The 26,985-nt window shown below is 71.8% G+C and carries 16 protein-coding genes; 10 read left to right on the plus strand and 6 right to left on the minus strand.

Going from position 1 to position 26,985, the window contains the following annotated elements:
* Positions 1–116: 116 nt before the first annotated feature.
* The 4 genes from AB0J12_RS02965 to AB0J12_RS02980 form a co-directional block, all read right to left on the minus strand.
* Positions 117–761, minus strand: a complete 645-nt coding sequence (locus tag AB0J12_RS02965; RefSeq protein WP_363262386.1) for a response regulator transcription factor — start codon at positions 759–761, stop codon at positions 117–119.
* On the minus strand, positions 751–2,031 hold the full coding sequence (locus tag AB0J12_RS02970) for a sensor histidine kinase (RefSeq protein WP_363262387.1): 1,281 nt from the start codon (positions 2,029–2,031) through the stop codon (positions 751–753). The genes AB0J12_RS02965 and AB0J12_RS02970 overlap by 11 nt, the downstream gene beginning before the upstream one ends.
* 166 nt (positions 2,032–2,197) lie before the next feature.
* A complete protein-coding gene (locus tag AB0J12_RS02975) occupies positions 2,198–2,941 on the minus strand; it encodes an ABC transporter permease (protein WP_363262388.1) in 744 nt (247 codons plus the stop codon).
* The gene (locus tag AB0J12_RS02980) at positions 2,938–3,840 is read right to left on the minus strand and encodes an ABC transporter ATP-binding protein (RefSeq protein WP_363262735.1); all 903 of its coding nucleotides are present in this window, start codon (positions 3,838–3,840) and stop codon (positions 2,938–2,940) included. The genes AB0J12_RS02975 and AB0J12_RS02980 overlap by 4 nt, the downstream gene beginning before the upstream one ends.
* Positions 3,841–4,126: 286 nt before the next feature.
* On the opposite strand from AB0J12_RS02980, the gene AB0J12_RS02985 reads away from it, so the two are divergent.
* From AB0J12_RS02985 to AB0J12_RS03010, 6 genes are all read left to right on the plus strand, one after another.
* Positions 4,127–5,908 carry an ABC transporter ATP-binding protein gene (locus tag AB0J12_RS02985; RefSeq protein ID WP_363262389.1) on the plus strand — a complete coding sequence of 594 codons (1,782 nt, stop codon included), beginning with the start codon at positions 4,127–4,129 and terminating at the stop codon, positions 5,906–5,908.
* The gene (locus tag AB0J12_RS02990; RefSeq protein WP_363262390.1) at positions 5,905–7,761 is read left to right on the plus strand and encodes an ABC transporter ATP-binding protein; all 1,857 of its coding nucleotides are present in this window, start codon (positions 5,905–5,907) and stop codon (positions 7,759–7,761) included. Before AB0J12_RS02985 ends, AB0J12_RS02990 begins: the two co-directional genes overlap by 4 nt.
* Positions 7,758–9,062 carry an MFS transporter gene (locus tag AB0J12_RS02995; RefSeq protein WP_363262391.1) on the plus strand — a complete coding sequence of 435 codons (1,305 nt, stop codon included), beginning with the start codon at positions 7,758–7,760 and terminating at the stop codon, positions 9,060–9,062. Before AB0J12_RS02990 ends, AB0J12_RS02995 begins: the two co-directional genes overlap by 4 nt.
* Positions 9,063–9,443: 381 nt before the next feature.
* Positions 9,444–11,489, plus strand: a complete 2,046-nt coding sequence (locus tag AB0J12_RS03000; protein ID WP_363262392.1) for a M4 family metallopeptidase — start codon at positions 9,444–9,446, stop codon at positions 11,487–11,489.
* Between the two features lie 231 nt (positions 11,490–11,720).
* Complete coding sequence (locus AB0J12_RS03005) at positions 11,721–13,370, plus strand: M4 family metallopeptidase (RefSeq protein ID WP_363262393.1); 1,650 nt, start codon at positions 11,721–11,723, stop codon at positions 13,368–13,370.
* 59 nt (positions 13,371–13,429) lie between these two features.
* Positions 13,430–13,942 carry a DUF1990 domain-containing protein gene (locus AB0J12_RS03010; RefSeq protein WP_363262394.1) on the plus strand — a complete coding sequence of 171 codons (513 nt, stop codon included), beginning with the start codon at positions 13,430–13,432 and terminating at the stop codon, positions 13,940–13,942.
* A gap of 82 nt (positions 13,943–14,024) precedes the next feature.
* Here AB0J12_RS03010 and AB0J12_RS03015 read toward each other — a convergent pair whose 3' ends face one another.
* A complete protein-coding gene (locus AB0J12_RS03015) occupies positions 14,025–16,640 on the minus strand; it encodes a glycosyltransferase family 1 protein (protein ID WP_363262395.1) in 2,616 nt (871 codons plus the stop codon).
* 334 nt (positions 16,641–16,974) lie between these two features.
* Between AB0J12_RS03015 and AB0J12_RS03020 the strand changes: the two genes are divergently transcribed.
* The 4 genes from AB0J12_RS03020 (at position 16,975) to glgB (ending at position 24,741) form a co-directional block, all read left to right on the plus strand.
* Positions 16,975–19,068: a maltotransferase domain-containing protein gene (locus tag AB0J12_RS03020; RefSeq protein ID WP_363262396.1), complete on the plus strand. Its 2,094-nt coding sequence runs from the start codon at positions 16,975–16,977 to the stop codon at positions 19,066–19,068.
* Positions 19,065–20,765, plus strand: a complete 1,701-nt coding sequence (gene treS, locus AB0J12_RS03025; protein WP_363262397.1) for a maltose alpha-D-glucosyltransferase — start codon at positions 19,065–19,067, stop codon at positions 20,763–20,765. The genes AB0J12_RS03020 and treS overlap by 4 nt, the downstream gene beginning before the upstream one ends.
* A 104-nt stretch (positions 20,766–20,869) precedes the next feature.
* On the plus strand, positions 20,870–22,282 hold the full coding sequence (locus AB0J12_RS03030) for a maltokinase (RefSeq protein WP_363262398.1): 1,413 nt from the start codon (positions 20,870–20,872) through the stop codon (positions 22,280–22,282).
* A 44-nt stretch (positions 22,283–22,326) separates the two neighbouring features.
* Entirely contained in the window at positions 22,327–24,741 is a 2,415-nt protein-coding gene (gene glgB, locus AB0J12_RS03035; RefSeq protein WP_363262399.1) for a 1,4-alpha-glucan branching enzyme, read from the plus strand.
* Here glgB and AB0J12_RS03040 read toward each other — a convergent pair.
* Positions 24,716–26,983 carry a UvrD-helicase domain-containing protein gene (locus AB0J12_RS03040; protein ID WP_363262400.1) on the minus strand — a complete coding sequence of 756 codons (2,268 nt, stop codon included), beginning with the start codon at positions 26,981–26,983 and terminating at the stop codon, positions 24,716–24,718. The genes glgB and AB0J12_RS03040 overlap by 26 nt on opposite strands.
* Between the last annotated feature and the right edge of the window lie 2 nt (positions 26,984–26,985).

Here is a 26,985-nt window from a genome sequence, read left to right on the forward strand (position 1 = left end):
GGGAATATCAGGCCGATCTGGCAGCGGACCGGCCGCAGTCGCTCGTCGAAGTGAAGGCGGCCTGGGAGAAGACGGACGCGACCCTGCTGCCGTACCCCTCGGCCCAGCCTTTCGGTTCAGCCGAGGATCCCCCGGTCGTACCCCACCGCCACCGCTGCCGCGCGGTCGTTGACGCCGAGTTTGGCGTACAGGTGGGTGAGGTGGGTCTTCACCGTGGCCTCGCTGATGAACAGCTCGCGGGCGATCTCCTTGTTGGAGGTGCCCTTGGCGACCAGTGCCAGCACCTCCCGCTCGCGGGCGGACAGCGGCTCGTTGCCGGGGGTCCTGGGGGCGCGGACCGCCGAGACCAGGCGGGAGGCCACGGCCGGGGACAGCACCGTGCGGCCCTCGGCCGCGGCCCGGACCGCGGTGAACAGCTCCTCGCGGGGCGCGTCCTTGAGCAGATAGCCCGTCGCGCCCGCCTCGATCGCGGGCAGTGTGTCGGAGTCGGTGTCGTACGTCGTCAGCACCAGCACGCGGGCTCGGGCGCCGCGCCGGGTCAGCTCCCGGATGGCGTCCACCCCGCCGCCGCCCGGCATCCTGAGGTCCATCAGGATCACGTCGGGGTCGAGGGCGGCCGCCCGTTCGACGGCCTGCACCCCGTTCGCGGCCTCCCCGAGGACGGTGAAACCGGGGGCAGAGGCGAACATGCCGCGCAGTCCGTCCCGTACGACGGGATGGTCGTCGACGATCAGCAGCGAAATGGACGTCTCATCGGTCATGGCGCACCAACGGTACGCGAGCCGACAGGGCCGTGCCGTACCCCGGTTCGGACTCCACCGTGAGGGAGCCGGCGATGCGTTCCGCGCGGGCGCGCATGCCGCCGAGTCCGAAGCCTCCGGTGTCGCTGCGCTCGGGCAGGGCGAGCGGGTCGAAGCCTCGGCCGTCGTCGCGGATGTCGAGGACGACCTCGTCGCCCATGAAGGACAGGGTGACTCCGGCGCGGGTCGCGTCCGCGTGCCGGGCGGTGTTGGAGAGGGCTTCCTCGGCGATGCGCAGCAGCGTGGCGGAGACCTCGGCGTGCAGTTGCTCGGCGGTTCCGGTGACGGTGAAGTCGGCGCGTACGCCGGTGCGTTCGCCCCAGGCGGCGACCGTCTTCTTCAGCGCCTCGGGCAGTTCGTCGCGGTCCAGGGCGGCCGGGGCGAGGTTGTGCACGGAGCGGCGGGCCTCGCCCAGGCTGTGCCGGGCCAGGTCCATCGCGCGGACCGTGTGGTCGCGGGCCAGGTCCGGGTCGGGGGTGTTCACGACGACCTGGAGCTGGGCGATGATGCCGGTCAGGCCCTGCGCGAGGGTGTCGTGGATCTCGGCGGCCAGCCGGCGGCGCTCGTCGGCGACGCCGGCCTCGCGGGCCTGGACGAGCAGCTGGGCGTGCAGGGCGGCGTTCTCGTCGAGGGCCTGCTGGAGCGCGGTGTTGGTGCGTTCCAGTTCGACGATGGTGTCGGCGCGGGCCCGGGAGCGTTCCTCCTCCTGGTGGGTGAGGTGGCCGACGACCATCCACAGCACGTTGTTGACCACCAGCATCCCGAAGAACACACCCCACTGCGAGGCGTTCTTCGGAGGCATCCCGCCGGACTGCGAACCGGCCAGGGTGACGGACGTGGCGAACAGGCCGATGCGGTGCCGGCGCCGTCCCGGGATCAGCTCGTCGGCGTCGAAGTATCCGGTGACGGCGTACAGCGCGAAGAAGGGGTTGAGCCAGGTGAGCGCGAAGGCGATCGCCCAGCGCACCGCGTAGAACACCGTGCCCGCGCGGGAGGGCGTCCTGCGGCGGCGCCCGGTTCCGGTGGCGGGGGTGTGCGGGCGCAGGTCCCAGTACAGGTGCAGCAGCAGCGCCACGCCGACGAGTGCGGCGGCCGCGTACCGCCGGCCCGGCCCGGCCATGATGTCCTGGGTGGCCACCGCGATGAGCGTGGCGATGCCGAGCATTCCGTACGGGCCCCAGCGGTGGAACTGGTCCCACCGCTGTTCGAGCTGCGTGTCCTTGGCGACCATGCCCCCAGTCTGCATACGACCGTTCCCACGTCCCGGCATACGACCGCCCGCTCGTCCTGGCACACGACCGCCCGCTCGTCCCGGCATACGACCGCCCGCTCGTCCCGGCATACGACCGCTGTCTCCCCTCGATCACGACCGCCCGCTCGCTCGCGCATGCCGTCGCCTACTCCCAGCGGAACCAGCGCACGGCCGCGCCTGTCAGCAGCACCGTCCAGGCGGCGAGCACCCCGAGGTGGCCCCAGCCAGGCCAGTGGCCGGCGGCGGCCTGGTTCAGGGCCTGTGCCGCGGCGCCGAACGGGGTCCAGCCGACGATCCGGGCGAGGAGGTCCGGCATGGCCTGCACCGGCACCCACACGCCGGCGCAGAACATCATCGGGAAGAACACCGCCGAGCCGATGGCGCCCGCGATCTTCGTGGTGCGCGACAGCGCGGTCACCACCGCGCCCAGCGCGAGACCGGCCGTGGTGGCCAGCAGCAGGGCGAGCAGGTATCCGGCGGCCTGCCGGGGCAGGGGCACGTCGAAGGCGATCCGGCCGACGGCGAGCGCGAGCAGCGCGGAGAGCAGGGCTGCGCCGCCGTACACCAGCATGTGGGCGGCGAGCAGGGCGGAGGGTCGGACGGGCGTGGCCGACATGCGGCGCAGGATGCCGCGCTCGCGGTAGCCGGTGACGGTCTGCGGCAGGCTCTGCACACCGCCGACGATCAGGCCGAGCAGCACCGCCACCGGCACGTAGACGTCCACCGTGCGCAGGCCGCCCAGGGAGGCGTCGGGGTGCCGGAAGGACGGGATGGAGCCGAGGATCGCCAGCAGCAGGGCCGGGAAGAGCAGGATCCAGAAGAGCGCGGCGGGTTCGCGGCGGAACAGCCGGATCTCGGTGCGCAGCACGGCGGGGTTGAGGGCGTTCATCGGGCGGCCTCCGTCAGGTCCAGGAACGCGTCGTCGAGCGTGGCGTCGGTGACGCGCAGCTGGTGGGCGGTGATGTGGTGGCGGGCGAGGAGCGTGATCACGGCGTTGACGGTCTCGTCGGTGCCGGAGAGCGTGACGCGGCCGTCCTTGTGCTCGACGCGGGCGAGCGCGGGCAGCGCGGCGAGGGTGCTCTCGTCGAGCGGCGCGGACGGGGTGAAGCTGATGACGGTGGCGCCGGCCGAACGGCGGATCAGCCCTTCGGGGGTGTCGAGGGCGGCGACGCGGCCCCGGTCGATCACCGCGACGCGGTCGCACAGCCGCTGGGCCTCCTCCATGAAGTGGGTGACCAGCAGGACGGTGACCCCGCTCGCCCTCACGTCCTCGATCAGCTGCCAGGTGTCGCGGCGCGAACGCGGATCCAGGCCCGTGGTCAGCTCGTCGAGGACGACGACCCGGGGGTTGCCGATCAGGGCGAGCGCGATGAACAGCCGCTGCTTCTGCCCGCCGGACAGGGTCGCGAAGCGGGTGGTGAGCTTCTCCGTCAGTCCGAGCCGTTCGGCGAGCGGCCGCCAGTCGAGCGGGCGGTCGTAGAAGGCGGCGTACAGCTCCAGCGCCTCGCGGACGGTGAGTTTGGGTTGCAGTTCGCTCTGCTGGAGCTGGGCGCCGAGCACCCGGGCGACCTGCTCGCGGTCGGCGACCGGGTCGAGGCCGGTGACCCGGACCCGCCCGGCGTCGGGGACGCGCAGGCCCTCGACGCACTCGACGGTGGTGGTCTTGCCGGCGCCGTTCGGGCCGAGGATCCCGAAGATCTCGCCCTCCCGGACGGTGAACGAGACGCCGTCGACGACCGCGCGGCCGCCGTAGGACTTGCGCAGATCGGTGACTTCGATGACAGGGATGTCGGTCATGGCACCAGCGTCCCGGCGCGGCCCGGTGCGCGGCATCGGCCGTCGCGCTCGAACCCGCATCAGCCGATCGGTTGATGCGGCTGTACGACGTCGCCTCTCGGGCGGGTGCCGGGCCGCCTACCGGGCGGGGACGGGGCCGCCGCCCGCGCGGGTGCCGGGCCGCCGCCCGCGTGGGTGCGGGGCCGCCGCCGTGCCGTGGTCGTAGGACCAGCGGCGGAGCCCTCCCCGTCCGAAACTCGGTGGGCGATGTCAGTGGCGATCCGTAGGCTCGCTGCTGATGCCCACGACACGTGCAACCACCCGGGACCGGTCCGCCGTACGGACGTTGCTGCGCCTGTGGCCGTATGTGCGGCCCGTGCGGGCGCGGCTGTCCAGCGCGGCGTTCGTCGCGATCGTCGCCTCCTTGGCGGGGCTGGTGATCCCGCTCGTCCTCAAGTGGATGGTGGACGGTCCGGTCGCCGACCGGGACCCGGCCGGGGTGTGGCTCGGCGCGCTGTACCTGCTGCTGCTCGGTCTCGCGGAGGCGCTGCTGTTCGGGCTGCGGCGGTGGCTGGTCGCCCGGCCGCTGTCGCACGTCGAGGCGGAGATGCGGGCGGATCTGTACCGGCATCTGCAGCGGCTGCCGGTGGCCTTCCACGACCGGTGGGCGTCCGGCCAGATGCTCTCGCGCGGCACCACGGATCTGATGCTGCTGCGCATGTTCCTCGCCTTCCCGCTGACGTTCCTGCTGGTCAACGCGGTGACGATCGTCGTCGGCGTACTGATCATGCTGGCTCAGGACTGGACGCTCGGGCTGGTGATCCTCGGTCCGGTGGTGCCGATGATCGTGATGTGCATGATCTTCGAGAGACGGTACGCCGATGTGGCGCGCCTCGCGCAGGACCAGGTCGGCGATCTGACGACGGTGGTCGAGGAGAGCGTGCTCGGCATCCGGATCATCAAGGGCTTCGGCCGCCACCGCAGCCAGGCGCGCGCCTTTCGGGAGCTGTCGCACACCCTGCGGGGCACGGAGCTGCGCAAGGCGCGGCTGCTGGCGGTGATCTGGGCGGTCATCGTGACGCTGCCGGAGGTGGCGATCGGGGCGGCGCTGGTGGTGGGGGCGGTGCAGGTCGCGGACGGTGATCTGTCCACGGGCACGCTGGTGGCCTTCCTGTCGACGGCACTGGCGCTGCGCTGGCCGGTGGAGTCGATCGGCTTCCTGCTGGCGATGAGCCAGGAGGCGGCGACGGCGACCGAGCGGTACTTCGAGGTGATGGACGAGGTACCGGAGTCGTCCCGGGTGCCCGCGCGGTCGCGGTACGACGAGGAGGGGCTGCGGCTGCACCAGGTCACCTTCCGCTACCCCGACGCACCCCCCGACGCCCCGCCCGTGCTCGACCGGGTCGATCTGCACATCCGGCCCGGCGAGTCCATGGCCCTCGTCGGCGGCACGGGCAGCGGCAAGACGACCCTGACCGCGCTCATCCCGCGTCTGCACGAGGTGACCTCCGGCAGGATCACGCTGGACGGCGAGGACATCACGGCCATGCCCCGCGAGGAGCTGCGCGCGAAGGTGGCCGTCGCCTTCGAGGAGCCCACCCTGTTCTCGGCGAGCGTCGGCGAGAACGTCCTGATGGGCGCCGGGGAGCAGGCCGGCGCGCCGGAGCTGGAGCGCGCCCTCGCCGTCGCCCAGGCGGACTTCGTGCACGCCCTGCCGCAGGGCAGTGACACCCAGGTCGGCGAGCAGGGGCTGAGCCTGTCCGGCGGCCAGCGCCAGCGTCTCGCGCTGGCCCGCGCGGTCGTCGGCCGGCCGCGCTTCCTCGTCCTGGACGACCCGCTGTCCGCGCTGGACGTGCACACGGAGGCCGCCGTGGAGGCCGCGCTGCGCCGGGTGCTCGCCGACACCACGGCCCTGATCGTCGCGCACCGGCCCTCCACGGTGCTGCTCGCCGACCGCGTCGCGCTGCTGTCGGGCGGCCGGATCGCCGCCGTCGGCACCCACCAGGAACTGCTGCACACCAACGCCGAGTACGCGCACCTGATGTCGGGCCTGGACCGCCCGGAGGAGGACGAGAGATGACGGCCCCCACGACGTCCGTCCCCACCGCCGACGAGGACGAGCCACCCCGCCCCGGCAGCGGCGGCGATCCCTTCGACCGGGACGTCCTGCCCTCCCCGCCGGGCGCCACCGCCGCGCTGCTGCGCTCCCTGCTCGCGCCGATGAAGGCGCGGGTCGCGCTGACCACGCTGGTGCTGCTGCTCCAGCAGGCGGCGGTGCAGGCGGGTCCGCTGCTGGTGGCGTACGCCATCGACAGCGCCGTACCGGCGTTCCGCGACGACCGGCACGGCCCGCTGATCGCGGTCGCCGTCGGGTATCTGCTGTGCGCGGCCACGTCCGGGGCGCTGCAGTTCGTGTTCATCGCCGCCTCGGCGCGGGTCAACCAGGACGTGCTGCTGGATCTGCGCGGCCGGATCTTCCGGCACGCCCAGGCGCTCAGCATCGACTTCCACGAGCGCTACACCTCGGGCCGGCTCATCTCCCGTGCCACCACGGACGTGGAGTCGCTGCGGGAGCTGCTGAGCGAGGGGCTGCAGGAGCTGGTGACGGTCGTCCTGTCGTTCGTGTACATCTCGGCCATGCTGCTGTGGCTGGATCTCGGCCTCGGCGCGGTCGCGGTGGCCTCCTTCGTGCCGCTGTACCTGCTGGTGCGCCTCTACCAGCGGCGGGCGGGCGAGGTGTACCGGCAGCGGTCGACGGCGATCGCCTCGGTGATCGTGAAGTTCGTGGAGACGATGAACGGCATCCGCCCGGTGCGCGCCTTCCGCCGCGAGGCGGCCAACGACGCCGAGTTCCGGGTCCTGAACCGCCGCCACGAGCGCACCAACGGCGACGCGCTGCTGGAGATGGCCCGCTATGTCGTCGGCTCCCGTCTGGTGGCCAACACGGCGGTGGCCGGCATCGTGCTGTGGGGCGCCTACCGGGTGGCCGACGGCTCGCTGGAGCTGGGGATCCTCGCGGCGGCCGTACTGTATCTGCGGCGGCTGTACGACCCGATCGACCGGCTCGGGATGTTCCTGAACTCCTACCAGTCGGCGGCCGCGTCCCTGGAGAAGATCGCCGGGCTGCTCGCCCAGACGCCGACCGTGCCCGAGCCGTCGCAGCCGAGGGAGCTGCCGCCGCTGCAGAGCGAGCAGCCCGGCCGCGAGGTCGTCTTCGACTCCGTGCGCTTCGCCTACCGCACCGGCGGCGAGGTGCTGCCCCGCTTCGAGCTGACCCTGCCGGCCGGGCAGACGGTCGCCGTCGTCGGCTCCACCGGCGCCGGCAAGTCGACGCTGGCCAAGCTGCTCGCCCGGTTCTACGACCCGACCGAGGGGCGGGTGCTGCTCGACGGCGTGGATCTGCGCGAGCTGTCCGTGCCGGAGCTGCGGCGCGGGGTGGTGATGGTGACGCAGGAGGCGTTCCTGTTCTCCGGCACGGTCGCCGAGAACATCGCCATCGGCCGCCCGGAGGCGAGCCGGGAGGAGATCGAGCAGGCCGCGAAGGCGATCGGCGCGCACGAGTTCATCAGCGCGCTGCCCGACGGCTACGACACGGACGTACGCAAGCGGGGTGGCCGTATCTCCGCGGGGCAGCGGCAACTGGTCGCGTTCGCACGGGCGTTGCTGGCCGACCCGTCCGTGCTGATCCTGGACGAGGCGACCAGTTCGCTGGACATCCCCGGCGAGCGGGCGGTGCAGCGGGCGATGGCGACGGTGCTGCAGGGGCGTACCGCGGTGGTGATCGCGCACCGGCTGTCGACGGTGGAGATCGCCGACCGGGTGCTGGTGATGGAGCACGGCCGGATCGTGGAGGACGGCACTCCGGCCGATCTGATCGCGGGCACGGGCCGGTTCTCTGATCTGCACCGGGCGTGGCGGGAGAGCCTGGCATGACGGACACGCAGCGGCGCTCCGGCGCGACGCCCACGGGGCCGTTACCCGTCGGGGACGACACCGAGGTCCTGCGGGTGCCGGGCTTCCGGCGTCTGTGGTCCGCCAACAACTTCCGGTTCGCGGCGTCGGAGGTGGCCGGGTTCGCGCTGCCCGTCACCGCGCTGGTGCTGCTGCACGCGTCGCCGCTCGCGATGAGCTTGATCTTCGTGTGCAGCCGCGCCGGCTATCTGACCGTGGGCCTGCCCGCGGGCGTGTGGATCGACCGGATGCGCAAGAAGCCGGTGCTGATCGGGGCGGACGTGGCGTACGCCGCAGCCTTCGGCAGCATCCCCGTGGCGCATGTCCTGGGGGTCCTGACGGTGGCCCAGCTGGCGGTGGCGGCCCTGGTGGTGAGCCTCGCCGGGGTCTTCTTCGACGTGGCGCACAGCAGTGTGCTGCCGCAGGTGCTGCCGCGCCGGAGGGTGGCGGACGGCAACGCCCGCCTGCAGTCGTCCGAGACGGCGCTGCGGGCGGTGTCCCCCGGGCTCGCGGGCGTGCTCACGCAGAGCGTGGCCGCCCCTTTGCTGTACGCCGTCGCCGCGCTGTGCCATCTGGCGTCGATCCTGCTCCTGCGGCGGCTGGAGCCGGAGGGCGACGTGGCCCACGGCCGGGACGCGGCCGGGCGCCGGTTCCGCCGTGAGATCGCCGACGGTCTGCGCATGCTCTTCCGCCAGCCGCTGCTGCGGCTGCTGTTGCAGCAGGCGGCGCTGAACAATCTGGGCGCGGGTGTCGTTCTGGCCATGCTGCCGGTGTTCCTGCTGGACGAACTGGGCCTGTCCGCATGGCTGTTCGGCCTGCTGTCGACGCTCGGCGCGGTGGCGGGGTTCGCCACGTCCCTGCTGGCGCCCCGGCTGCGGCGCCGGTTCGGGGAGATCCGGATGACGCTCGCGTTCGGCGCGCTGGCCCCGCTCGCCGTCGTCGCGGCGCCGCTCGCCGGGGACTTCCGGGGTGCGGCGGTGCCGTTGATGGTGCTGGCGGAGGTGCTGATCAGCGTGGCGGTCGTGGGCCGGGCGGTGTCCACCGCGGGGCTGCGGGCGCGGGTGACGCCGGACGCCTACCTGGGACGGGTGACGGCCGCCTACAGCGTGGTCACGCAGGGGGCGACGCCGCTGGGGGCGCTGGCCGGCGGGCTGGTCGCCGGGCACTGGTCCACCGGGGCGGCCCTGTGGACGGGCGCGCTGGTCATGGCCGTACCCCTGCTGCTGCTCCTGCTGTCTCCGCTGGCCCGGCACCGCAGGCTGCCCGCGGAGTGGGAGGTCTGACCCTCCGGCCCGCACCGGAGCGTTCGCCGCCCGGGTCGGCGTCATCGCGCCCTGTCCGCGTCTTCGCCCCCCGGTGTCGGCGCCTTCGGCCTGCCACCGGGCGTTCGGCCTTAAGACCAACAGTCCGCATACCGAACATGAACATCCGGTCAACGGACGATTTCCAGCCAACTTCCTGACGCGCTCCTGACAGGAGTCGAGATCTCCTGCCACTCTTCCCACGGCCACTGCACAGCAACCCCACAGACCCTCCTCGCTGTGCCGTCGCCGACGCACTGCCGCACGTGTGTTCACGCACCTCCCAGTTCTGCCCGGACGGCTCGATCGGCCGCCCGGTCTCCCCTGGCCGCGCGATCCGTGGCCACGCAGAAGGAGTCAGTGTTGAGAAGCAGTTCCTCGCGCAGACGCACCTCCCACACCCTGCCCCGCCGGGCGGCCGGTGTCGCCCTCGTCGGCGTCTCCGCCCTGCTCGCCGCCGCCGTCCAGTCGGGTGCCGCGAGCGCCGCCCCGGCCGCGCCGGTGGCCGGCAAGGCGAACCCCGCCCACATGGCCGTGAAGCTCTCCGCGTCGCAGCGCGCCGAGTTGCTGCGCGACGCCGACGCCGCCAAGACGCAGACCGCCGCGCGGGTCGGTCTCGGCGCGCAGGAGAAGCTCGTCGTCCGTGACGTGGTCAAGGACGCGGACGGCACGCTGCACACCCGCTACGAGCGCACCTACGCCGGCCTGCCCGTCCTCGGCGGCGACCTGGTCGTGGACAGCGCCAAGGGGCAGACGCAGCGCGTCATCAAGGCGACGAACGCCCAGCTGAAGGTCGCCGACCTCACCGGTAAGGTCGCCCGGGCGACCGCCGAGCAGCGGGCCGTGCAGCGCGCCAAGGCCCTCGGCTCCTCCAGGACGGCGGCCGACTCCTCCCGCAAGGTGATCTGGGCGGCGACCGGCAAGCCGGTCCTGGCCTACGAGACGGTCGTCGGCGGTCTGCAGGACGACGGCACCCCGAACCAGTTGCACGTCATCACCGACGCGGCCACCGGCGCCAAGCTGTACGAGTACCAGGGCATCGAGAACGCGACCGGCACCGGCAACACCCAGTACAGCGGCACCGTCTCGCTGACGACGACCCTGTCGGGTTCGACGTACACGCTCAACGACGGCGACCGCGGCGGCCACAAGACGTACAACCTGAACCACGGCACGTCCGGCACCGGCACGCTGTTCTCGCAGACGAGCAACACCTGGGGCAACGGCACCACGTCGAACGCCGCGACCGCGGGCGCCGACGCGCACTACGGCGCCGCGACCACCTGGGACTTCTACAAGAACACCTTCGGCCGCTCCGGCATCCGCAACGACGGCGTCGGCGCCTACTCCCGGGTGCACTACGGCAACGCGTACGTCAACGCGTTCTGGGACGACAGCTGCTTCTGCATGACGTACGGCGACGGCACCGGCAACGCCGACCCGCTGACCTCGCTGGACGTGGCCGGCCACGAGATGAGCCACGGCGTCACCGCCGCCACGGCCGGCCTGAACTACTCCGGCGAGTCGGGCGGCCTGAACGAGGCCACCTCCGACATCTTCGGCACCGGCGTGGAGTTCTACGCGGCCAACAGCACGGACGTCGGTGACTACCTCATCGGCGAGAAGATCAACATCAACGGCGACGGCACCCCGCTGCGCTACATGGACAAGCCCAGCAAGGACGGCGGCTCGGCCGACTCCTGGTACTCGGGCGTCGGCAACCTGGACGTCCACTACTCGTCCGGCGTCGCCAACCACTTCTTCTACCTCCTGTCGGAGGGCAGCGGCGCCAAGGTCATCAACGGCGTCAGCTACAACTCGCCCACCGCGGACGGGCTTCCGGTCACCGGCATCGGCCGGGACAAGGCGCTGCAGATCTGGTACCGGGCGCTGACCACGAAGTTCACCTCCACCACCAACTACGCGGCCGCCCGCACCGGCACGCTCGCGGCGGCCGGGGAGCTGTACGGCACCACCTCCGCCGAGTACAAGGCGGTGCAGGACGCGTGGGCGGCCGTCGCGGTCGGCTCCCGCTCGGGCGGTGGCGGCGGCGGTGGCGGCACCGTCTTCGAGAACACCGGCAACGTGTCGATACCGGACAACGGCCCGGCCGTCACGTCGTCCATCAACGTCACCGGGCGGACCGGCAACGCCCCGTCCAACCTCCAGGTGACGGTCGACATCGTGCACACCTGGCGCGGTGACCTGGTGATCGACCTGGTGGCACCCGACGGCACGGCGTACCGCCTGAAGAACTCCAGCGGTTCGGACTCGGCGGACGACGTGCACGCGACGTACACGGTCAACGCCTCCTCCGAGGTGGCCAACGGCACCTGGAAGCTGCGGGTCCAGGACGTGGCGACCTATGACACCGGCTACATCGACGGCTGGAAGCTGACCTTCCCGTAAACCGTCGTCCCATGGAGCAGGGTTCCGCCCCGGTGGTGCAACTCCCGGGGCGGCGCCCGCTTTTTACATTTCAGAAACGTTTACCGGACAGTCAATTTTCGGCCAACATCACCTTGGGGTCATGACATGTACGCGCCCTAGGTGCCAGTCTTCCCTCACCCGCCGCACAACCTCACGACCACCTCGGCCGGTTGCCCCACAACCGGCCGGTCTCCCCCACAAGGAGCTTGTGTGTCCAGCCCCTTCGCGCGTCACAAGCGCACCACTCTGGCCATCGCCACCGCCGTCGCGGCCGGAGCCCTCCTCACCACCGGTCTGACCACCGGTTCCGCAGCTGCCCAGACCACGGCGGGGGCCACCCCGCTCGCGGCCGCCCCGGTGCAGCTGTCCGCGTCCGCCCGCACCTCCCTCATCCAGGAGAAGCAGGCCGACGCCGCCGGCACCGCCCGGCAGATAGGCCTCGGCGCCCAGGAGAAGCTGGTCGTCAAGGACGTCGTCAGAGACGCCGACGGCACCACGCACACCCGCTACGAGCGCACCTACGCCGGTCTGCCGGTGCTCGGCGGCGACCTCATCGTGCACCAGGCGGCGTCCGGTGCGGCCAAGGGCGTCACCAAGGCCTTCAACGCCACCCTCAAGGTCGCCTCGCTCACCCCCGCCCTGGCCCCGGCCAAGGCCGAGAAGCAGGCGCTGACCGCCGCGCAGGCGGCCGGCTCGCAGAAGACCGCCGCGGACTCCTCCCGCAAGGTGATCTGGGCGGCCACCGGCAAGCCGGTCCTGGCCTACGAGACGGTCGTCGGCGGCCTGCAGGACGACGGCACCCCGAACCAGCTGCACGTCATCACCGACGCGGCCACCGGCAAGAAGCTCTACGAGTTCCAGGGCATCGAGAACGCGACCGGCAAGACGCTGTACTCCGGCACGGTCACCCTGAACTCCGTGCAGTCGGGCTCGACGTACCAGCTCACCGACAGCGCGCGGGGCAACCACAAGACGTACAACCTGGCGCGCAAGACGTCCGGCACGGGCACCCTGGTGGCCAGCTCGACCAACGTCTTCGGCACCGGCACCGCCTCCACCTCCTCCTCCGACCAGACCGCGGCCGCCGACGCCGCCTACGGTGCGGCGGAGACCTGGGACTTCTACAAGAGCACCTTCGGGCGCAACGGCATCAAGAACAACGGCGTCGGCGCCTACTCCCGCGTCCACTACGGCAACGCGTACGTCAACGCGTTCTGGGACGACAGCTGCTTCTGCATGACCTACGGCGACGGCTCCGGCAACGCCGACCCGCTGACCTCGCTGGACGTCGCGGGCCACGAGATGAGCCACGGCGTCACCGCCAACACCGCGGGCCTGAACTACTCCGGCGAGTCGGGCGGCCTGAACGAGGCCACCTCCGACATCTTCGGCACCGGCGTGGAGTTCTTCGCGAACAACGCCTCCGACCCCGGTGACTACCTCATCGGCGAGAAGATCAACATCAACGGCGACGGTACCCCGCTGCGCTACATGGACAAGCCCAGCAAGGACGGCGGCTCGGCGGACAACTGGTCCTCCACCGTCGGCAACCTGGACGTCCACTACTCGTCCGGCGTCGCGAACCACTTCTTCTACCTGCTGTCGGAGGGCAGCGGCGCGAAGACGATCAACGGCGTGAGCTACAACTCGCCGACGTACAACGGCGCCGCGGTCACCGGCATCGGCCGCGCCAAGGCGCTGCAGATCTGGTACAAGGCGCTCACCACGTACATGACGTCCACGACCAACTACAAGGCCGCCCGCACGGCGACCCTGAGCGCGGCGTCGGCGCTGTACGGCTCCACCAGCGCCGAGTACAAGGCGGTCGCCGCCGCCTGGACGGCGGTCAACGTCAGCTAGCGCACCCCGGCGGCACCCGGAACCGAAACGTTCCGGGTGCCGCCGTACGCTTGGGCCCCATGTCCTTCACGTACGAGGCGGTCGGCGCGACCCGCGAGGACCTCGCCGCCTGCCCGCCCGGCTTCCGCCCCCTGCACGTGCGCACCCGCCTCGGCGAGGGCGAGGCGGTCTTCCGCCGGGCCGCCGACGCGGTCCTCACCTGGGAGATGCACCGGGGGCTGGGCGTGGGCATCGACGCGAGCGCGGACCGCGCCGCCGAGGGCGTCGACGTCACCGTGACCCTGGCCGGCATGATCAAGGCCCCCTGCCGCATCGTCTGGACGACGGAGGAGCCCCGCCGCGCCGGCTGGGCCTACGGCACCCTGCCCGGCCACCCCGAATGCGGCGAGGAGGCCTTCATCGTCGACCGCACGGGCGACGGCACGGTCTGGCTGACGGTGGCCGCCTTCAGCCGCCCGGCCAAGTGGTACGCCAAGGCGGGCGGCGCGGCCACCCGAGCCTTCCAGCACGCCTACGCCCACCGCTGCGGAGCGGTGCTCCGCAAACTCTGCGCTCCCGAGGACGAGTCGTAGCTCCGTACGGCAGCCGGCCGGACCGAGGACGGACACCCCCCGCTCCGGCCCCGCCCCAGGCACCGGTCGCAGACGAAGACGACTACCGAAGCAACACCCCGCCCTCCCCCATCTCCTCCGCCGGCAACGAGACCAGCCCCAGCTCCGCCCCGGCCGCCAGCAGCCGATGCGACGGCAGGATCCGCACGGTGTACCCGTAGGGCCCGGTCCGCTCCAGGGACAGCGGCCCCTCGTAACTCCAGCGGCCCTCCATGTCCGGCCCGCCCACCGGTTTCAGCGGAACGGCCGTCCCCCCGGTGATGCGGTCCTCCGCGTCCACCCGCCCGGAGACGGCCTGCACCTCCACGTCGTCCGGCCCGAGATCACCGAGCCGCACCCGCACGCGCAGGGTCAGCGTCGTCCCCAGCTCCGCCGTGGCACTGGTCGCCGACGTCTCCACATGATCCACGGACACGGCCGGCCAGGCCCCCCGCACGCGCGCCTTCCACTCCGCCAGCTCCCGCGCCACATCCGGCCGCAGCACCCGGTGCGCCTGCGCGGCCGGTGCGTACAGCCGCTCCACGTACTCCCGCACCATGCGCCCGGCCAGCACCTTGGGCCCGAGATGCGTCAGCGTCTGCCGCACCATCTCGATCCACCGGTCCGGCAGCCCGCCGCGCCCCCGCTCGTAGAACCGCGGAGCGACCCGCTGCTCCAGCAGCTCGTACAGCGCGGCCGCCTCCAGGTCGTCCCGCCGATCGGCATCGGTACCGACACCGTCCGCGGTCGGAACGGCCCAGCCGAAGTCGGGCTGGAACCACTCGTCCCACCACCCGTCCAGCACGGACAGGTTCAGGCACCCGTTCAGCGCGGCCTTCATCCCCGACGTGCCGCAGGCCTCCAGCGGCCGCAGCGGGTTGTTCAGCCACACGTCGCACCCGGGATACAGCTTCTGCGCCATCGCCATGCCGTAGTCCGGCAGGAACACCAGACGGTGCCGCACCCGCGGATCGTCCGCGAACCGCACCAGCTCCTGCACGAGCCGCTTGCCCCCGTCGTCGGCCGGATGCGCCTTGCCCGCGACGACGATCTGGATCGGCCGCTCGGCATGCAGCAGCAGCTCCATCAGCCGGTCCCGGTCCCGCAGCATCAGCGTCAGCCGCTTGTACGACGGCACGCGCCGCGCGAACCCGATGGTCAGCACGTCCGGGTCGAGGACGCCGTCGATCCAGCCCAGCTCCGCCGCGCCCGCACCCCGCTGCCGCCACGAGGCCCACAGCCGCTGCCGCACCTCGGTCACCAGCTGCTCGCGCAGATCCCGGCGCAGGTCCCAGACCTCCTGGTCGGAGATCTCCGCGACGGAGTCCCAGCGGTCCGAGCCGCCCACGGTCAGCGCGTCCTCGGTGCGCTGTGCGCCGATCTGCCGGGCGCCGAGCCGGAACACCTCGGGGGCGACCCAGGTCGGCGCGTGCACCCCGTTGGTCACGGAGGTGATCGGCACCTCCTCGGGGTCGAATCCCGGCCACAATCCGGAGAACATCTCCCGGCTCACGCGGCCGTGCAGCAGCGACACGCCGTTGGCGCGCTGGGCGAGGCGCAGCCCCATCACGGCCATGTTGAACAGGTTCGGCTCGCCGCCCGGGTACGTCTCCATGCCGAGCCGCAGCACCCGGTCGAGGTCGATGCGCGGCAGCTCGGCGTCGGGCCCGAAGTGCCGGGCGAGGAGTTCCCGGTCGAAGCGGTCGATGCCGGCCGGGACGGGGGTGTGCGTGGTGAAGACCGTGCCCGCCCGCACCGACTCCAGGGCGGAGTCGAAGTCCAGCCCGGTGTCGCACAGCTCGGCGATGCGCTCCAGGCCGAGGAACCCGGCGTGCCCCTCGTTGGTGTGGAAGACCTCCGGGTCGGCGTGCCCGGTCAGCCGGCAGTACGTCCGTACCGCCCGGACACCCCCTATGCCGAGCAGCATCTCCTGCAGCAGCCGGTGCTCGCTGCCGCCGCCGTAGAGCCGGTCGGTCACCCCGCGCTCGCCGAGGTCGTTCTCCTCGACGTCGGAGTCCAGCATCAGCAGCGGCACCCGGCCGACCTGGGCGACCCAGATCCGGGCGAGCAGCGAGCGGCCGCCGGGCAGGGCGAGCGCGACCTGCGCGGGGGTGCCGTCGGCCTCCTCCAGGAGCGTGACGGGCAGCTCGTTGGGGTCGAGCACCGGGTAGTGCTCCTGCTGCCAGCCCTCCCGGGACAGGGACTGCCGGAAGTAGCCGTGCCGGTACAGCAGCCCCACCCCGATCAGCGGAACGCCGAGGTCGCTGGCTGCCTTGAGGTGGTCGCCGGCCAGGATGCCGAGACCGCCGGAGTACTGCGGCAGCGCGGCGGTGATACCGAATTCGGGCGAGAAGTAGGCGATCGCGGCGGGCAGGTCCCCGGACTGGGCCTGGTACCAGCGCTCGCCGCTCATATAGTCGTGCAGATCGCCGGCGACCGCGGTGAGGCGGCGCAGGAAGCGGCGGTCCTCGGCCAGCTCCGCCAGCCGGGCGGTTCGCACGCTGCCCAGCAGCCGGACCGGGTCGCCACCGGATGCGGCCCACTGCTCCGGGTCCACCGACTGGAACAGGTCACGCGTCTCCGTATGCCATGACCAGCGCAGATTGCGCGCCAGGTCGCTGAGTGGACTGAGGGGTTCGGGGAGGACGGGTCGGACGGTGAATCGACGGATCGCCTTCACAAGTCACCTCGGCGCGAGTGGCTGCCGCCGGCACACCGGGATGTGCCGGCTCGTCCCTTACGACGGTACCGGCGCGGACGCCCGCCTCGCGGGGTACCGGGCCCGCTGACCCCCGTTCGGCCTGAATCGGCCCGGTGTGTGGACATCCGGCTGGAAACGATCCGGTCATGTGCGTAGACATACGCGCGAGTAGTTAACAAAGTGCCGGATTGCCCACCAGAAGAGTGTGGGAAGGCTCCTCCGGTAGTAACCGGGGTACCCCTCCAGGCACAACTGCAGACCAGGCCTCCCCACAGCCATCCGCCCACCCACGTTGACGCGGACAGGAGCGGTCATGCCCGCCACGCACCACTCGTCAGCACCCCCGACCCAGAGCACCGCCGCACCACCGAAGTCACCCGCGGACACACCCCCGCGTCCCGTGGCGGCCTCGGCTGCCGCGCCGGCCACGGCCGTCGGCCGGATACCCGTCCTGGACGTCCGCCCGGTCGTCCAGCACGGCCGCCGTCCGGCCAAGGCGGTGACCGGCGAGTCGTTCGAGATCTCGGCCACCGTGTTCCGCGAGGGCCATGACGCCGTCGCCGCCAACGTCGTCCTGAGGGACCCCGAGGGCCGCGCGGGCCCCTGGACGCCGATGCGGGAGCGGACACCCGGCACGGACCGCTGGGGGGCCACGGTGACCGCCGGGACGCCCGGCCGGTGGTCGTACACCGTGGAGGCATGGAGCGACCCGGTCACCACCTGGCGCCACCACGCGAAGATCAAGATCCCGGCCGGCATGGACACCGAGCTGGTCCTGGAGGAGGGCGCGCGGCTGTACGAGCGGGCCGCCGAGCCCCTGGGCAAGGAGCAGCGGCAGGTGCTGCTGGACGCGGTGGCCGCCCTGCGCGACGAGGCCCGTCCCTCGGCCTCCCGGCTGGCCGCCGCGCTGACGCCGGAGGTGGACGCGGTGCTGGCCGCGCATCCGCTGCGCGATCTGGTCACCGCCTCCGACCCGCTGCCGTTGCTGGTGGAGCGGGAGCGGGCGCTGTTCGGGTCCTGGTACGAGTTCTTCCCGCGCTCGGAGGGGACACCCGAGCAGCCGCACGGCACGTTCCGCACCGCCGCCCGGCGGCTGCCGAAGATCGCCGCGATGGGCTTCGACGTCGTCTACCTGCCGCCCATCCATCCGATCGGCACGACCTTCCGCAAGGGGAAGAACAACACCCTCACCGCCGGGCCGGACGACGTGGGCGTGCCGTGGGCGATCGGCTCTCCGGAGGGCGGGCACGACGCGGTGCACCCCCGGCTGGGGACGATCGAGGACTTCGACTGGTTCGTGGAGCAGGCCCGCTCGCACGGTCTGGAGGTCGCCCTCGACTTCGCGCTCCAGTGCTCCCCGGACCATCCGTGGGTGCAGAAACACCCGGAGTGGTTCCACCACCGCGCCGACGGGACGATCGCCTACGCCGAGAACCCGCCGAAGAAGTACCAGGACATCTATCCGATCGCGTTCGACGCCGACATGGACGGCCTGGTGGCCGAAACCCTGCGGGTGCTGCGGTACTGGATGGACCACGGGGTGCGGATCTTCCGCGTGGACAACCCGCACACCAAGCCGGTGGTCTTCTGGGAGCGGGTGATCGCGGACATCAACGCCTCCGACCCGGACGTGATCTTCCTGGCCGAGGCGTTCACCCGCCCGGCGATGATGCACACCCTGGCCCAGATCGGCTTCCAGCAGTCGTACACGTACTTCACCTGGCGCAACGACAAGGAGGAGCTGACGGAGTACCTCACCGAGCTGTCCGGTGAGGCCGCCTCCTACATGCGGCCGAACTTCTTCGCCAACACCCCGGACATCCTGCCGGGCTACCTCCAGCACGGCGGACGGCCCGCCTTCGAGGTGCGTGCGGTGCTCGCGGCGACCCTCTCCCCCACCTGGGGCATCTACTCCGGTTACGAGCTGTGTGAGAACACCCCGCTGAAGGAGGGCAGCGAGGAGTATCTGGATTCCGAGAAGTACCAGCTCAGGCCCCGTGACTGGGAGGCCGCCGAGCGCGAGGGCCGCACCATCGCCCCGCTGATCACCCGTCTGAACGACATCCGGCGCCGCAGCCCGGCCCTGCGGCAGCTGCGTGACGTGCACTTCCACCACGTCGACCAGGACGCGGTCATCGCGTACTCGAAGCGGAGCGGTTCGAACACGGTTCTGGTGGTGGCGAACCTCGATGCCCACCACACCCAGGAGGCCACCGTCTCGTTGGACATGCCGCAACTCGGCCTGGACTGGCACGAGATGACGCTGGTGCGCGATGAGCTCACCGGCGAGACCTATCACTGGGGCAGGGCCAACTACGTGCGACTCGAACCGGGCTTGAGGCCCGCGCATGTCTTCACCGTCCTGCGACCGTCCATCCCGCAGACCGGAGGGTCACCCACACAATGATCGTCAACGAGCCCGTCCCGGACAAATTCGAGGACACCCCGGCGAAGGACCGGGACCCCGACTGGTTCAAGCGCGCCGTGTTCTACGAGGTCCTCGTCCGCTCCTTCCAGGACAGCAACGGCGACGGCGTCGGCGACCTCAAGGGCCTGACCGCCAAACTCGACTATCTGCAGTGGCTGGGTGTGGACTGCCTGTGGCTGCCGCCCTTCTTCAAGTCACCGCTGCGGGACGGCGGCTACGACGTCGCCGACTACACCTCGGTCCTGCCCGAGTTCGGTGACCTGGCCGACTTCGTGGAGTTCGTGGACGCCGCCCACCAGCGCGGCATGCGCGTGGTCATCGACTTCGTGATGAACCACACCAGCGACCAGCACCCGTGGTTCCAGGAGTCGCGCAACAACCCCGACGGGCCCTACGGCGACTACTACATGTGGGCCGACGACGACAAGCAGTACCAGGACGCGCGGATCATCTTCGTCGACACCGAGGTGTCGAACTGGACCTTCGATCCGGTGCGCAAGCAGTACTTCTTCCACCGGTTCTTCTCCCACCAGCCGGATCTGAACTACGAGAACCCGGCCGTGCAGGAGGAGATGATCTCCGCGCTGCGGTTCTGGCTGGACCTCGGCATCGACGGCTTCCGGCTGGACGCGGTGCCGTATCTCTATGCGGAGGAGGGCACGAACTGCGAGAACCTGCCCGCCACGCACGAGTTCCTGAAGCGGGTGCGCAAGGAGATCGACGCCCAGTACCCGGACACGGTGCTGCTGGCGGAGGCCAACCAGTGGCCGGAGGATGTGGTCGACTACTTCGGCGACTACTCCGTCGGCGGCGACGAGTGCCACATGGCCTTCCACTTCCCGGTCATGCCGCGCATCTTCATGGCGGTGCGCCGCGAGTCCCGCTATCCGGTCTCCGAGATCCTCGCCAAGACCCCGCCGATCCCGGACGGCTGCCAGTGGGGCATCTTCCTGCGCAACCACGACGAGCTGACGCTCGAGATGGTGACGGACGAAGAGCGCGACTACATGTGGGCGGAGTACGCGAAGGACCCGCGCATGCGGGCCAACATCGGCATCCGCCGCCGGCTCGCGCCACTGCTGGACAACGACCGCAATCAGATCGAGCTGTTCACCGCCCTGCTGCTGTCCCTGCCGGGCTCGCCGATCCTGTACTACGGCGACGAGATCGGCATGGGCGACAACATCTGGCTCGGCGACCGCGACAGCGTGCGCACGCCCATGCAGTGGACGCCGGACCGCAACGCCGGGTTCTCCTCCAGCGACCCGGGGCGGCTGTTCCTGCCCACGATCATGGACCCGGTCTACGGCTACCAGGTCACCAACGTCGAGGCGTCCATGGCGTCGCCGTCGTCGCTGCTGCACTGGACCCGCCGGATGATCGAGATCCGCAAGCAGAACACCGCCTTCGGACTGGGGTCCTACACCGAGCTGCCGTCGTCGAACCCGGCGGTGCTGGCGTTCCTGCGCGAGTACGAGGACGACCTGGTGCTCTGCGTGAACAACTTCTCCCGCTTCGCCCAGCCCACCGAGCTGGACCTGCAGAGGTTCGAGGGGCGGCACCCGGTGGAGCTGTTCGGCGGGGTGCGCTTTCCGGCCATCGGCGAGCTGCCGTACTTGCTCACCCTCGCAGGCCACGGCTTCTACTGGTTCCGGCTGCGCAAGGAGGGCGCCTAGACGCCCGGAGAACCCGGGGCGGGGCGGTTTCTCCCGCCCCGCCCGGGGCACGCAACAGTAAGCCCCCGCCCACCCCCATCCCCCCGGGGAAAGGACGTGACGCCATGGCGGAAACGGTCACCGTCTCGGGAACCACCAGCCCCGGCCTGCTCGCGTCACTGGATCCACTGTTGCGCGACTGGCTGCCGAGGCAGCGCTGGTTCGCCGGGAAGGGGCGCCCGGTCACCGGATTCTCGCTGGTCGCGGCCACCGAGCTGCTCCCGGCCGCGGGCCGCCTGGGCCTGTACCACCTGCTGGTGCGCGCCCACCAGCCGCTCACCCTCGGCGCCGCCGACACCCACCCCGGGGACTGCTACCAGCTCCTCATAGGCGCGCGCGAGGCGCTGCCGCCCCGGCTGGCGCCCGCGCTGATAGGCCACGTCACCGCCGGCCCGCTCACCGGACGCACGGTGTACGACGCCCTGTACGACCCCCGGCCCGCCGATGTGCTCCTGGAGGCCCTGCGCTCCCAGGCCCGCATCGGCGGGCTGCGTTTCGAGCGGGCCCCGCAGCCGGAGATACGGTCCGGCCTGGTGCCTCGCGTGATGACGGCCGAGCAGTCGAACTCGTCCGTCGTCTACGGCGACGCTTTCATCCTGAAAGTACTGCGCCGGGTCGTCCCCGGCGTCAATCCCGATCTGGAGCTGCCGCTGGCCCTGGCCCGCGAGGGCTGCGCCCGGGTGCCCGCGCCGGTGGCGTGGATCGAGGCGGACCCCCAGGACACCACGGACCAGGCCGGCGAGCCGTACGTCCTCGGTGTGCTCCAGCCGTTCGTGCAGGGCGCGGCCGACGGCTGGGAACTGGCGCTGCGGCAGCTGGCCAAGGGCGAGGACTTCGCCGCCGAGGCGCGCGATCTGGGACGCGCCACGGCCGAGGTGCACATGGCGCTGGCCCACGCGCTGCCCACCGTCACGCTCGGTCACGCGCAGCTGGAGCCGCTGGTCCACGGCATGATCGAGCGGCTGGAGAGCGCCGTACAGCAGGTGCCGGTGCTCGGCCCGTACGCGCCGGGGCTGCGGACCGCGTTCGAGGCGCTGGCGGAGCTGGCCGCCGAGGGGCACACCTGGACCGCGCAGCGCGCGCACGGTGATCTGCACCTGGGGCAGTGCCTGCGCTCGCCCGCCGGGGCCTGGTCCCTGATCGACTTCGAGGGGGAGCCGGCCCGGCCGCTGGCCGAGCGGCGGATGCCGCAGCCGGTGGTGCGGGACGTGGCGGGCATGCTGCGCTCCTTCGACTACGCCGCGCACTCGGCGAACCCCCCGGCGCCGCAGTGGGCGCGGACCTGCCGCGCCGCGTACTGCACCGGATACGCCGAGGCGAGCGGCTTCGACCCGCGCACCGACCCGGTGCTGCTGCGCGCCTTCGAGACCGACAAGGCGATCTACGAGGTCGTCTACGAAGCCCGGCACCGCCCCGACTGGCTGCCGGTGCCGATGGCGGCGATCGAGCACCTCGCCGCCGTGCCCGACCCGAGCTGACCGGCCCGCCGTCCGACCGACGTCCCCTTCCAGGAGGCTCCCCCGTGACCCCCCGTCGACAGTCCAGCGGTTCGGATCCGAAGAAGGCCAAGAAGGCCGCCAAGAAGACCGCGGCCGAGAAGGCGGTGAAGAAGACGGCCCCGGCCCAGGAGAGCGTGCGGCAGACCGCCCCGGCCGAGGGCCCGGCCGCGCCGGCCGCCCCCGCCGTCGAGGTGCCGCAGCCGGAGGCCGCGTCCCGCGTTCCCGGCCCGGAGGTCGCCGTTCCCGTCCCCGCCGCTCCCGCCCTGGACGACGGCGACCGTGAGCGGCTGCTCGCCGGGACGCACCACGACCCGCACGCGGTGCTCGGCGCCCACCCGGCGGAGGACGGCGTGGTGGTGCGGGCGCTGCGGCCCTACGCCCTGTCCGTCACCGTGATGGCCGACGGTGTGCGCGCCGAGCTGCACCCCGACGGGAACGGCTTCTTCTCGGGCCTGCTGCCGCTGCGGGAGGTCCCGGCGTACCGGTTGCTGGTGGCGTACCGGGACACCGTCCTGGACACCGAGGACGCCTACCGCTTCCTGCCCGCGCTCGGCGACCTGGACCTGCACCTCATCGGCGAGGGCCGGCACGAGCAGCTGTGGGACGTGCTCGGCGCGCACCCGATGACCCACGAGGGCGTGACCGGCACCCGCTTCTCGGTGTGGGCGCCGAACGCGCGCGCGGTGCGGGTGGCCGGCACCTTCAACTTCTGGGACGGCACCGCCTTCCCGATGCGCTCGCTGGGCTCGACCGGGGTGTGGGAGCTGTTCGTGCCCGGTGTCGGCGAGGGCGAGCTGTACAAGTTCGAGATCACCCGGCCGGACGGCTCGAAGACCCTGCGCGCGGACCCGCTGGCCCGGCGCACCCAGGTCCCGCCGGAGACGGCGTCGATCATCACCTCCTCGGACTACGAGTGGAACGACGAGGAGTGGCTGGCGCGCCGGCCGGAGGTGCCCGCGCACGAGGCCCCGTTCTCGGTGTACGAGGTCCACCTGGCGTCCTGGCGCCCGGGGCTGACGTACCGTGAGCTCGCCGAGCAGCTGCCGGCGTACGTGAGGGATCTCGGGTTCACGCACGTGGAGCTGATGCCGGTCGCCGAGCACCCCTTCGGCGGTTCGTGGGGCTACCAGGTCACCGGCTTCTACGCGCCGACGTCCCGGCTCGGCACCCCGGACGACTTCCGGTACCTGGTGGACAAACTGCACCAGGCCGGCATCGGGGTGATCATGGACTGGGTGCCGGCGCACTTCCCGCGCGACGACTGGGCGCTGGCGGAGTTCGACGGGCGGCCGCTGTACGAGCACTCCGATCCGCTGCGGGCCGCCCACCCGGACTGGGGGACGCTGGAGTTCGACTACGGCCGCAACGAGGTGCGCAACTTCCTGGTGGCCAACGCGGTGTACTGGTGCGAGGAGTTCCACATCGACGGCCTGCGCGTGGACGCCGTGGCCTCGATGCTCTACCTGGACTACTCGCGCGAGTCGGGCCAGTGGACGCCGAACCAGTACGGCGGCCGGGAGAACCTGGACGCGGTGGCGTTCCTGCAGGAGATGAACGCGACCCTGTACCGGCGGGTGCCGGGCGTGGTGACCGTAGCGGAGGAGTCCACGGCCTGGGACGGGGTCACCCGGGCCACGCACCACAAGGGCCCGAGCGGCTTCGGCGGGCTCGGCTTCGGGCTGAAGTGGAACATGGGCTGGATGCACGACTCGCTGCAGTACGTGAGCCATGACCCCATCCACCGCAAGTTCCACCACCACGAGATGACGTTCTCGATGGTGTACGCCTACAGCGAGAACTACGTGCTGCCGATCAGCCATGACGAGGTGGTCCACGGCAAGCGGTCGCTGGTGTCGAAGATGCCGGGCGACTGGTGGCAGCAGCGCGCCAACCTGCGCGCCTACCTGGCCTTCATGTGGGCCCATCCGGGCAAGCAACTGCTGTTCATGGGCCAGGAGTTCGCGCAGGGCTCGGAGTGGTCCGAGGAGCGCGGCCCGGACTGGTGGCTGCTCGACCCGTCCTACGGCGCCGAGCCCGACCACCGGGGCGTGCTGGACCTGGTCCGCGACCTGAACGCCCGCTACCGGGCGACCCCGGCGCTGTGGCAGCGCGACATCCACCCCGACGGCTTCCAGTGGATCGCCGGCGACGCCGCCGAGGACAACGTCTTCGCCTTCCTGCGCTACGACGCCGACGGCGGTCCCCTGCTCGCGGTGTCCAACTTCGCCCCCGTCGTGCGCCCGGACTACCGCCTCGGCGTGCCCGACGACATCCCCGCCTGGCACGAGGTGATCAACACCGACGCGGCCCGCTACGGCGGCAGCGACGTCACCGGCCCCGACCCGGTCAAGCCGGAGCCGCAGGGCTGCCACGGCCGCCCCGCGAGCATCCGGCTGACCCTCCCGCCGCTGGCTACGGTGTGGCTGCGGCCTGCCTGAGCCCTTCCGGCAGCTCCCCGGTGTGCAGGACGCCGAGGCGCTGGGTGGCGCGGGTCAGGGCGACGTACAGGTCGCTCGTGCCGTAGTGGCCGGGCTCGACGACCAGGACGGAGTCGAACTCCAGGCCCTTGGCCTGGCGCGGGTCGAGCAGGACGACGGTCCGCGTCAGGTCGGGCTCGGCGCCGGCCGTCACGCCGTCCAGCCGGGCGGCGAGACGGCGGTGCAGTGCGCGCGGCGCGATGACGGCGAGCCGGCCCTCCGCCGGAGTGAGTTCGGCGACGGCCTTCTCGACGGCTCCGGGCAGGTCGTCGGTGCCGCGCACCCACGGCCGCACGCCTGTGGAGCGCACGGACTGCGGGGGCTCGAAGCCGGGGTGCCCGGCGCGCACGACCGCCGCCGCCAGCTCCATGATCTCCGCCGGTGTGCGGTAGTTGACGCCGAGGCGGGTGTGTTCCCAGCGGTCCTCCACGTAGGGCGCGAGGATGCCCTCCCAGGAGCCGACGCCGGCCGCCTCCGCGGTCTGCACCGGGTCGCCGACCAGGGTCATCGAGCGGGTCGGGCTGCGGCGCATCAGCAGCCGCCACGCCATCGGGGACAGCTCCTGCGCCTCGTCGACGATGATGTGCCCGAACGCCCAGGTGCGGTCGGCCGCGGCGCGGTCGGCGGCGGAGCGGTGGTCGGCCTCCTCGTGGCGTTCGGCGAACCGCTCGGCGTCGATGATGTCGTGCGCGGACAGCACCTCCGAGGACTCCGGGTCGTCCTCCTCCTTGTCCTCGAACTCGTACGTCCGGGAGGCGTAGGAGACGTCGAGGACGCCCTGCGCGTAGGCGATCTGCGTCTCGCGTTCCCGCTCGGCTCGGGCGCGGGCGATCCGGTCGTCCTCGCCGAGGAGTTCGGCGGCCTCGTCCAGCAGCGGCACGTCGGCGGTGGTCCACGCCCGGGTGACCGGACGGCGGATGGCGGCCGCGTCCTCGTCGCCGACGTATCCCTCGGGCTCGGCGAGGAAGCCGGCGACCAGCCGCTGCGGGGTCAGCCGCGGCCACAGCCGGTCGATGGCCGACCAGACCTCGGGGTTCCCGGCGAGCTCGTCGCGGATCTGGGTGATGTCGGCGGCGTCGAGCAGGCTGGAGCCGTCGTAGGGGTCGGTGCCGACGCGCTCGGCGTACAGCTCGGTGAGGGTGTTGAGGATGTGGCCCTCGAAGTACTCGCGGGCCGCGTTGTGCGGCAGCTTGGCGGCGCGGGTCTTCTCCCGGGCGACGTTCACCAGGCCGTCGTCGAGCATGAGGACCTCGCGGTCGTGCTCGATCGCGATGACCGGGTCGGGCAGCGCCTGCCGGTCGCGTACGACGGCGGCCAGCACACCGGCCATCTCGGTACGGCCCTTGACCGCGGCCGCTTCGGGGGTGTCCGTGGCCGTGGCCTTCACCCCGGGGAACAGCTCACCGACCGTGGCGAGCAGCACACCGGTCTCCCCGAGGGAGGGCAGCACCTCGCCGATGTAGCCGAGGAAGGCCGGGTTCGGGCCGACGATCAGCACGGCCCGCTTAGCGAGCAGCTCACGGTGCTCGTAGAGGAGATAGGCGGCCCGGTGCAGGGCGACGGCCGTCTTGCCGGTGCCGGGGCCGCCCTCGACGACCAGGACCCCGCGGTGGGGCGCCCGGATGATCTCGTCCTGCTCGGCCTGGATGGTCTGCACGATGTCGCTCATCCGGCCGGTGCGCGCGGAGTTCAGCGCGGCCAGCAGCACGGCGTCGCCGGTGGGATCCTCGTGGCCGGTGCGCTCCCGGTCGCCGACGTCGAGGAACTCGTCGTGCAGGTCGGTGACGCTCCGGCCCTCGGTGGAGATGTGCCGGCGGCGGCGCAGGCCCATCGGGGTGTGGCCGGTGGCCAGGTAGAAGGGCCGGGCCACTTCGGCGCGCCAGTCGATCAGGACCGGGGTGCGCTCGGTGTCGCTCTCCCGCAGCCCGATCCGGCCGATGTGGTGGCTCGTGCCGTCGGTGAGGTCGATCCGGCCGAAGCACAGCGAGCCGTCCACCGCGTTCAGCGCGGCGAGCAGCCCCGAGCGCTCGGCGACGAGGATGTCCCGCTCCAGGCGGGCCTGCATGGGCTTGTCGCCCTGCGCGAGCGCGTCCTGGACGGCGGCCTCGGTGTCCCCGCGCAGCGCGTCCACGCGCGCGTACAGCCCGTCGATGAATTCCTGCTCGTGCCGCAATTCATCGTCCGGAAATTCGGTGTTTGACAATT

The sequence above is a fragment of the Streptomyces sp. NPDC049915 genome (assembly GCF_040656475.1).
Lineage (GTDB): Bacteria > Actinomycetota > Actinomycetes > Streptomycetales > Streptomycetaceae > Streptomyces.

Bases quoted from the DNA above. Each gene is read 5' to 3' on its own strand.
- AB0J12_RS02965 (WP_363262386.1), bottom strand. From the start codon at position 761: ATGACCGATGAGACGTCCATTTCGCTGCTGATCGTCGACGACCATCCC.
- AB0J12_RS02970 (WP_363262387.1), bottom strand. From the start codon at position 2,031: ATGGTCGCCAAGGACACGCAGCTCGAACAGCGGTGGGACCAGTTCCAC.
- AB0J12_RS02975 (WP_363262388.1), bottom strand. From the start codon at position 2,941: ATGAACGCCCTCAACCCCGCCGTGCTGCGCACCGAGATCCGGCTGTTC.
- AB0J12_RS02985 (WP_363262389.1), top strand. From the start codon at position 4,127: ATGCCCACGACACGTGCAACCACCCGGGACCGGTCCGCCGTACGGACG.
- AB0J12_RS02990 (WP_363262390.1), top strand. From the start codon at position 5,905: ATGACGGCCCCCACGACGTCCGTCCCCACCGCCGACGAGGACGAGCCA.
- AB0J12_RS02995 (WP_363262391.1), top strand. From the start codon at position 7,758: ATGACGGACACGCAGCGGCGCTCCGGCGCGACGCCCACGGGGCCGTTA.
- AB0J12_RS03010 (WP_363262394.1), top strand. From the start codon at position 13,430: ATGTCCTTCACGTACGAGGCGGTCGGCGCGACCCGCGAGGACCTCGCC.
- AB0J12_RS03020 (WP_363262396.1), top strand. From the start codon at position 16,975: ATGCCCGCCACGCACCACTCGTCAGCACCCCCGACCCAGAGCACCGCC.
- treS (WP_363262397.1), top strand. From the start codon at position 19,065: ATGATCGTCAACGAGCCCGTCCCGGACAAATTCGAGGACACCCCGGCG.
- AB0J12_RS03030 (WP_363262398.1), top strand. From the start codon at position 20,870: ATGGCGGAAACGGTCACCGTCTCGGGAACCACCAGCCCCGGCCTGCTC.